At 31.4% G+C, this 9,329-nt stretch carries 8 protein-coding genes; 7 read left to right on the forward strand and 1 reads right to left on the reverse strand.

Annotated elements, in window-relative coordinates; all coding sequences use genetic code 11:
- Window positions 1-160: 160 nt before the first annotated feature.
- A complete protein-coding gene (locus RDX53_RS12990; protein ID WP_307994303.1) occupies window positions 161-439 on the reverse strand; it encodes a hypothetical protein in 279 nt (92 codons plus the stop codon).
- Window positions 440-596: 157 nt separating this feature from the next.
- Between RDX53_RS12990 and RDX53_RS12995 the strand changes: the two genes are divergently transcribed.
- From RDX53_RS12995 to aspS, 7 genes are all read left to right on the forward strand, one after another.
- Window positions 597-1,109, forward strand: coding sequence for an adenine phosphoribosyltransferase (locus RDX53_RS12995; protein ID WP_195928954.1), 513 nt, complete (start codon window positions 597-599; stop codon window positions 1,107-1,109).
- Window positions 1,110-1,177: 68 nt separating this feature from the next.
- Window positions 1,178-3,388: a bifunctional (p)ppGpp synthetase/guanosine-3',5'-bis(diphosphate) 3'-pyrophosphohydrolase gene (locus RDX53_RS13000; RefSeq protein ID WP_307994304.1), complete on the forward strand. Its 2,211-nt coding sequence runs from the start codon at window positions 1,178-1,180 to the stop codon at window positions 3,386-3,388.
- Window positions 3,389-3,439: 51 nt separating this feature from the next.
- Entirely contained in the window at window positions 3,440-3,889 is a 450-nt protein-coding gene (gene dtd / locus RDX53_RS13005; protein ID WP_295677640.1) for a D-aminoacyl-tRNA deacylase, read from the forward strand.
- A gap of 12 nt (window positions 3,890-3,901) precedes the next feature.
- Window positions 3,902-4,525, forward strand: coding sequence for an MBL fold metallo-hydrolase (locus tag RDX53_RS13010; protein WP_195928960.1), 624 nt, complete (start codon window positions 3,902-3,904; stop codon window positions 4,523-4,525).
- A gap of 81 nt (window positions 4,526-4,606) precedes the next feature.
- On the forward strand, window positions 4,607-6,079 hold the full coding sequence (gene hemZ / locus RDX53_RS13015) for a coproporphyrinogen dehydrogenase HemZ (protein WP_195928962.1): 1,473 nt from the start codon (window positions 4,607-4,609) through the stop codon (window positions 6,077-6,079).
- Window positions 6,069-7,331, forward strand: a complete 1,263-nt coding sequence (hisS, locus tag RDX53_RS13020; protein ID WP_295677639.1) for a histidine--tRNA ligase — start codon at window positions 6,069-6,071, stop codon at window positions 7,329-7,331. Before hemZ ends, hisS begins: the two co-directional genes overlap by 11 nt.
- A gap of 96 nt (window positions 7,332-7,427) precedes the next feature.
- Complete coding sequence (gene aspS / locus RDX53_RS13025) at window positions 7,428-9,218, forward strand: aspartate--tRNA ligase (RefSeq protein WP_307994305.1); 1,791 nt, start codon at window positions 7,428-7,430, stop codon at window positions 9,216-9,218.
- Window positions 9,219-9,329: the final 111 nt, after the last annotated feature.

Below are 9,329 nucleotides of genomic sequence, written 5' to 3' on the forward strand. Positions count from 1 at the left end.
TACAAAAAACTTTGATTGTTAAATTGCGTTCTTTGTAAACCTAAAAATCAATTATAAGCGTCATTGGCGTGACATAATTCTAAAGAAAAATGAGCATTACACTTGCTGATTTAAGTGTGATGCTCATTTTCTTATAAATCATTTAGAAAGAATTCAAATCTTAAAATTCATTGGTATAAGAGAATACAAACTGATCTCCATCGTTGATTCCTAAATTTTGTACAGCTGGGCACATTCCTTCTTCCTTACATGTTTCATTGTTTTCGCTGGAAAACAGCCACCATGGTCCTTTATTAAAATCCTGTTTTAACCCTAACATAGAATCAATATATGCTCCATAACTTCCCTCTTCAAATACAATTTCTAATTCATCACATTCAGATAAGAAATCATACAAGTTTTCAATATCTCCTTCTTTTGTCAAAGTTTCATTAAACAATTCTTTATCATTTACTTCATCTTTTACGACAATATCTAAAGAAACTTCTTTTACAGAAGAATCTGTATCTAAATTTAATCTTGATGAAAGTTTGATACTTACGAATATGAAACATCTAAGAGAGAGTTGCTTAGAAAGCTATTAGGAGGAATCTAAAATGGATTTAAAAAAATGTGTAAGGGTTATTGAAGATTTCCCAAAAGAGGGAATTAGTTTTAAAGACATAACAACTTTATTACAAGATGGAGAAGCTTTAAAATATACTATTGATCAAATAGCAGAAGATTTAAAGGATAAAAACGTAGATATAGTTGTTGGGCCAGAAGCAAGAGGATTTTTAATAGGAACTCCAGTTGCTTATGCATTAGGTGTTGGGTTTGTACCTGTTAGAAAACCAGGAAAATTACCAGGAGAAGTTGAAAGATTTGAGTATGATTTAGAATATGGATCAAACATATTAGAAATACACAAAGATGCAATAAAACCAGGTCAAAGAGTAGCAATAGTTGACGATTTACTAGCTACAGGAGGAACTACTGAAGCAGCAATAAAACTAATAGAACAATTAGGTGGAGAAGTAGTTTCAACACAATTCTTAATAGAATTAGAAGATTTAAATGGTAGAGATAAATTACAAGACTGCCATGTAAATGCTCTAATTAAATACTAGAATAATAATAGTTGGTATATACCAACTATTTTCATATATATAAAAATATAGGATAATCAGGTGGTAATATGTATGACAAGGAATTACAAGAAATTTTAGATAAAATTAAAAAATACGCTCCTAACGCCGACGTAACACCAGTTATAAAAGCATACGAATTAGCAAAATCTGCTCATGCAGGCGTATTTAGAAAATCGGGTGAGCCATATATAATTCATCCAATAGCTGTTGCAAATATCTTAGCCGATTTAGAGCTAGATATGGAAGTTATAGCAGCAGGTCTACTACACGATGTCGTAGAAGATACACCTTACACATATGAAGACATTACAGAACTATTTGGAAAAGATATAGCCGACTTAGTAGACGGAGTAACTAAATTAGGTAAAATTAAGTATCAAACAAAAGAAGAGTCTCAAGCTGAAAACCTTAGAAAAATGTTCTTAGCAATGGCTAAAGATATTAGGGTTATATTAATTAAATTAGCTGATAGACTTCACAATATGAGAACTCTTAAATTTATGCCAGAGGAAAAAGCTAAATATAAAGCTAAAGAAACTCTAGAAATATATGGTGGAATTGCTCATAGAATAGGTATCTCAAAGATTAAATGGGAATTAGAAGACTTAGCTTTAAAATATATCGATCCAGAAGGTTATCGAGAACTTTCTGATAAGATAACAATGAAAAGAAGTCAAAGGCAGGAATACATAGATAAAATAGTACATTTATTAGAAGAAAAATTCAAAGAAGTCGATATAAATTGCGAAGTATCTGGTAGACCAAAACATTTTTATAGTATCTATAAAAAAATGAAAAAGAAAAATAAAACGTTCGAAGAAATTTATGATTTAACTGCTGTAAGAATAATTGTCGATACAGTTAAAGATTGTTATGCTGTTTTAGGAATGGTTCATACAATGTGGATTCCAATGCCAGGTAGATTTAAAGATTATATTGCTATGCCAAAACCAAATCTTTATCAATCTCTTCATACAACAGTAATTGGTCCTGATGGAGAACCTGTAGAGATACAAATTAGAACTCATGAAATGCATGAAATAGCTGAAAACGGTATAGCTGCCCACTGGAAATATAAAGAGGGAATCACAGGCAACCAAGATGCTAAGATGGAACAAAAATTAAAATGGCTAAGACAAATGATGGAATGGGAAAAAGACGTCCAAGACCCACATGAGTTTTTAGATGCATTAAAAGACGATGTATTTAATAGCCAAGTTTATGTATTTACACCAAAAGGAGATGTAATCGAATTACCAGCAGGTTCAACTCCAATTGACTTTGCTTATAGAGTGCATACAAACGTAGGAAATAAGTGTACTGGTGCAAAAATAAACGGTAAAATTGTTCCTATAAATTATAAATTACAAAACGGCGAAATTGTTGAAGTTATAACATCTTCAAATTCAACTGGACCTAGTCGTGACTGGCTAAATATAGTACAGACACCAACTGCTAGAAATAGAATAAGACAATGGTTCAAAAAAGAAAGAAGAGAAGAAAATATCGAACGTGGTACTGATATATTAGAAAAAGAATTTAAACGTTACAATATACCATACAAAAATTCAAGCATTCAAAAATTCTTAAATCAAGTTGCAAAAAAATTCAATCAACCAACATTAGAAGATTTAATTGCAACTATAGGATATGGCGGTATAGCAACATCACAAGTTATGCCAAAAGTCAGAGATTTCTACAATAAAGAAGTCAATCGACAAGAAAAAGAAAAAAGAATGCAAGAAAAAGAAGACAAAATTAAGAAAAACTTTGATGAGCATGAATATGCTAAGAAAAGAAAGAAAAAAGACAACGGTATAACTGTAAAAGGATTAGACAACATACTTGTAAGATTTGCAAAATGTTGTAACCCACTTCCAGGTGATGATATAGTAGGATATATCACTAAAGGTAGAGGTGTTGCAATCCACAGAAGAGACTGTCCTAATATAAAACTAGACGATGAATTCCTACAAAATAGACTTGTAGAAGTTGAGTGGAATAATCCTGAAAAGAGCAAATTTGAAGGAGAAGTAAAAATCATCGCAGTAGATAGAGTAGGTCTTTTAAATGACATTATACATGTTGTATCTATGGAAAAACTAAGCATAAGCGGTATAAACTGTAGAGTCCTAAAAGACAACACAGCAAATATCAGCTTATTAGTCGAAGTTAACGATATATCAGAATTAAAACAACTTATGAAAAAAATAAAATCAATTTCAGGGGTTGACGACGTTTCAAGAATGAGAAATTAATCCCAGAATTTTATATACTCATAAAATAATTTGAAATTTAGGGAGGCAGATATGAGAGCTGTTGTTCAAAGAGTAGCGAGTTCGAGAGTTACTGTAGATGAAAGAGTAACTGGAGAAGTTAAAAAAGGGTTATTAGTATTATTAGGGGTAACTCATGACGATACTTCTAAAGACGTAGACTATATGGTAGATAAGGTAACTAACTTAAGAATATTTGAAGACGAAAATGATAAAATGAACTTATCTTTAAAAGATATAGGTGGAGAGGTAATGGCAGTATCTCAATTTACACTTTATGGAGATGCGAGAAAGGGAAGAAGACCAAGTTTTTCTGATGCAGCAAGACCAGATGTAGCAAATCCTTTATATGAAGAATTTGTAGAAAAATTAAGAGCTCAAGGAATAACTGTAGGAACAGGGGTATTTGGTGCTCATATGATGGTTGAACTTACAAATGATGGACCAGTAACAATCTTATTAGAATCGAAAAAAGCTTTCTAGGAGGGGATTTTGATGATAATTGAAAAAGTTGTAGATAGATTTATGGATGAAAATACTTACATCATTGGAGATGAAAAAACAAAAAAATGTGCAATAATAGATCCAGGTGGAAGTACTATAGATATATTCAATAAAATAAAGCAACATGGACTTACTGTAGAATATATAATATTAACTCATGGACATGGAGATCATATATGCCGTGTACCAGAAATTAAAAGCAAAACAAATGCTAAAGTAATAGCTCATGTAAATGAAGAAGAAGTATTAATAGATAGAAATAAAAATTTAAGTGCTCAACTTCCAGGACCTTTAGTTGAATTTGAAGCGGATAAATATGTTCAAGAAGGTGATATTATAGAACTTGGAAGCCTTAAATTAAAAATTATACACACTCCAGGTCACACAAAAGGTGGAATGTGCATAAAAGTAGGAGAACACATATTCACAGGGGATACTTTATTTGCAGGAAGCATAGGAAGAACTGATTTTTATGGCGGAGATTACAAACAAATGATGAAATCTTTAAGAAAATTAGCTAAATACGATGATAATGCAGTAATATACCCAGGACATGGACCTACATCTACAATTGGAGTAGAAAAAAGAATGAATCCATATATGCAACAAATTTAAGTTTTTCCAGTACTGTTTTAGCTAATCAAGGCAGTACTGGTTTATTTTTTAATAAAATAGAAATAAAAAAGGAGACATAAAATGATAGGAGTTGTTCTAAAAGGACATGATTATAAATATGAAGTAAGTGAACTTATAAAATTATTCACTTCTGATTTTAGATTTATAGACGAGAGAGACTGCATGATGGTAATAGAAAACAGCATTTTCTATCATGGAGATAAAGTTTTTTCAAGAACTGTTTATTGTGAAAACTACGAAGAAATACTTAGCAATGTAGACCACAGAGACTTAAGTGGTTTAGATGAAAGAGCTCGTAAAAAAACAATAAAAGAAACAATTAAAAGAAGTATGTTCAAAATACTTGAACAAAAATTTAAATCTAATGTGCCTTGGGGTATTCTTACAGGAATAAGACCTGTAAAAATTGTCCATGCTTTATTAGACGAAGGAAAAGACGAAGAATATATAAAAGAAAAGTTAAAAGAAGATTATTATATAAAAGATGATAAAATAGAATTAGCATTAAACATAGCAAAAAGAGAACGACAATTTATCTACCCAATTGATGAAAATAAGGTATCATTATACGTAGGGATTCCTTTCTGTCCAACAAGATGTTATTATTGCTCATTCCCAGCAAATCCTGTTGATAAATTTGGTGGCAAAAAACCACTATATGTAGAAAAACTTCTTCAAGAAGCTAGAGGAGTGGCAGAACTTCTTAGAGATAATAATAAAGAAATAGAAACATTATATATCGGTGGAGGGACTCCAACAACTTTATCACCAGAAGAAATGGACACACTAATAAAAGGATTATATAAAGAATTTGATTTAAGCAAAATAAAAGAATTCACTGTTGAAGCTGGAAGACCAGACACAATAAACAGAGAAATCCTTGAAGTTCTTAAAAAACACGGTGTAGACAGAATTAGTATAAATCCACAGACTATGAATGACGAAACTCTACAAAAAGTAGGAAGAAAACACAGTGTAAATGATATAATTGAATGTTTCCAGTTGGCGAGAGAGCTAGGATTTGATAATATTAATATGGACATAATTTTAGGGCTTGTAGATGAAAATCTAGAAATGGTAGAAAACACTCTAAAACAAATAGAAAAACTTTCTCCAGAAAGTTTAACAGTCCATACACTAGCAGTTAAAAGAACATCTAAATTAAAAGAAAACATAGATGATTATGAATTAACTCAATTTGACGAAATGACTAAAATGATAGATTTATCTATGAAATATGCTAAAAAAATGGGACTTAACCCATATTACATGTATAGACAAAAACATATGCTAGGAAATCTAGAGAATATAGGTTATGCTAAAGAAGGATACGAATGTATCTATAATATTCAAATTATGGAAGAACGTCAAAGCAATATTGCCTTAGGGGCAGGTTCAATCACGAAATTTGTATATACAGATGAAAACAGAATCGAAAGAGTAGAAAACGTCAAAAATCTAGAACAATATATTGATAGAGTTGACGAAATGATAAATAGAAAATATGAGGAGGTACAGAAAAATGTTAAGTAAAGCACCTAGAGGAACTAAAGATATAACACCAAAGGATGTTTATAAATGGCATTATATAGAAAAGAAATTTAGAGAAATTTGTGCATTATATGGATATGAAGAAATAAGAACTCCTATCTTTGAACACACAGAAGTATTTGCTAGAAGTGTTGGGGACACTACTGATGTTGTTCAAAAAGAAATGTATAGTTTCACTGATAGAGGAGATAGACAATTAAGTTTAAAACCAGAAGGAACAGCAGGTGTTATAAGATCATTTATAGAAAATAAAATGTATGCTGATACACAACCAACAAAATTATACTACATAACTCCTTGCTTCAGATATGAAAGACCACAAGCAGGAAGACAAAGACAATTCCACCAATTTGGTATAGAAGTATTAGGAAGTGATGGACCATCAGTAGATGCTGAGGTTATAAGCCTTGCAGTACAATTCTTCAACGAAATGGGACTTAAAAACTTATCAGTAAATATAAACTCTGTAGGTTGCCCAACATGTAGAGAAGAATACAATAGAAAATTAAAAGAATATCTAGACAAAAAAGTTGACGTATTATGCGAAACTTGTTTAGAAAGAAAAGATAAAAATCCAATGAGAGTTATCGACTGTAAGAACCCTCACTGTAAAGAAAACTTACAAGACATACCTTTCATGATAGACCACTTATGTGAAGATTGTAAGGATCACTTTGACAAATTACAAACTTACTTAAAAGAAATGGATATAAACTATGTAGTTGATAAAACTATAGTTAGGGGATTAGATTACTACAAAAAGACAGCGTTCGAAATTATATCTAACGACATCGGTTCTCAAAGTACAGTTTGTGGTGGAGGTAGATACGACGGACTAGTTGAAATGCTTGGTGGACCTAAAGGTATAAGCGGTATAGGATTTGCTCTTGGAGCAGAAAGATTATTATTAACTTTAGAAAATAACAATATAGAAATCGAAAATCCAAAATCAACTGATATATATATAGCAACTATAGGTGATGCAGCTAAGACTAAGAGCTTTAAATTAATAAAAGATTTAAGAACTAATCACATAAGTGCAGACAATGACCACTTAGATAAGAGTTTAAAAGCTCAATTTAAGTACTCTGACAAACTTAACGCTAAATACACAGTAGTTATAGGTGATGATGAGTTAGCTAACGATACAGCAACACTTAAAAATATGAAAACATCAGAACAAACAACTATAAAACTAAGCGAATTAGTTGACGAACTTAAAAAAAGATTATAATCTAATATATGAAAAATACTAGAGGGGCTGCTTATATTTTTGCTAACCACAAAATAGTAGTCCTCCTTTAGTGTGTAAATGATAAAGGAGAAAAACATGGAGACATTAAAAGGATTAAAGAGAACTCACTATTGTGGAGATCTTAGAATGGACAATGTTGGCGAAGAAGTTATTCTAAATGGTTGGGTTCAAAAGAAAAGAAACTTAGGCGGATTAGTATTCGTTGACTTAAGAGATATAAGAGGAATAAGCCAAATAATATTCGATGCTGACGTAAGTAAAGATGCATTTGAAAAAGCTGAAAAATTAGGTTCAGAATATGTTATAGCTGTAAAAGGTATAGTTCGTGAAAGACAAGCTAAAAACCCTAACATGGCTACTGGAGATATAGAAATATCAGCTACAGAACTTAGAGTTCTTAGCAAATCTCAAACTCCACCAATATATATAAAAGATGACGACAACGTATCTGAAGATAAAAGATTAAAATATAGATACTTAGACTTAAGAAAGCCTTCTATGCAAAATAACTTAATAATGAGAAGTAGAGTTGCTCAAATAGTAAGACAATACTTATCTGAAAACAACTTCTTAGAAATAGAAACACCTTTCTTAATAAAACCAAGTCCAGAAGGTGCTAGAGATTACCTTGTACCAAGTAGAGTTAACCCAGGTAAATTCTACGCTTTACCACAATCACCACAATTATTCAAACAAATATTAATGGTAAGTGGTATGGACAGATACTTCCAAATAGTTAAATGTTTCAGAGACGAAGATTTAAGAGCTGATAGACAACCAGAATTCACTCAAATAGACTGCGAAATGTCTTTCGTTGACGAAAATGATGTTATGACTATGATGGAAAACATGATAGGAAGAATATTCAAAGAAATACACAACATAGATATACAATTACCACTTAAGAGAATGACTTACAAAGAAGCTATGGACAGATTCGGTTCTGACAAACCAGATACTAGATTTGCTATGGAACTTACAGATTTATCAGACTTAGTTAAAGACTGTGGATTTGGAGTATTCTCATCAGCTGCAAATGCTGCTAACTCAAGTGTTAGAGCTATAAATGCAATAGGTGGAGCAGATGCATTCTCTAAAAAAGGAATGAAAAAATTAGAAGAACATGCTAAAACTTACAAAGCTAAAGGTTTAGCTTGGATAAAAGTTACTGAAGAAGGTATAGATTCTCCAATAGCTAAATTCTTCACAGAAGATGAAATAAAAGCTATATTAGATAGAATGGACGCTAAAGCAGGAGACTTAATATTATTCGTAGCTGACAAAAACAAAGTTGTATATGATGCATTAGGTCAATTAAGACTAGAAGTTGCTAGAAAAATGGACTTAATAGACAAAAACAAATACAACTTATTATGGGTAACTGAATTCCCACTATTCGAAGAAGACGAAGAAACAGGAAGAATGATAGCAATGCACCATCCATTCACTTGCCCATTAGACGAAGATATAGATAAATTAGATCAAGAAGATAAAACTCAATTAAGAGCTAAAGCTTATGACATGGTATTAAACGGATATGAGCTTGGTGGAGGTAGTGTAAGAATATCTGATGAAGAAGTTCAAGAAAAGATGTTCAAGGCCTTAGGAATGAGCCAAGAGACTGCTAACGATAAATTCGGATACTTATTAGAAGCATTCAAATACGGTGTTCCACCACACGCTGGTCTTGCATTTGGATTTGACAGACTTATGATGTTACTTACAGGAGCTGACAACATAAGAGAGGTAATAGCATTCCCTAAAAACCAAAATGCTATATGCCCAATGACTAATGCACCAGGATTACCAGAAGACGGTCAATTAGAAGAATTAAGCATAAAAGTTGAATTAGAAGAACAAGAATAATACAAACTATACTTAGTATAATTTGCATTATGAAAAGACTGCATATTTAATATGCGGTCTTTTTTAATTCTAAGGAAATTATACATTATCTGGTTTGTGGATAATGTATAA

It is taken from the genome of uncultured Intestinibacter sp. (assembly GCF_902468165.1).
Taxonomy (GTDB): domain Bacteria; phylum Bacillota; class Clostridia; order Peptostreptococcales; family Peptostreptococcaceae; genus Intestinibacter.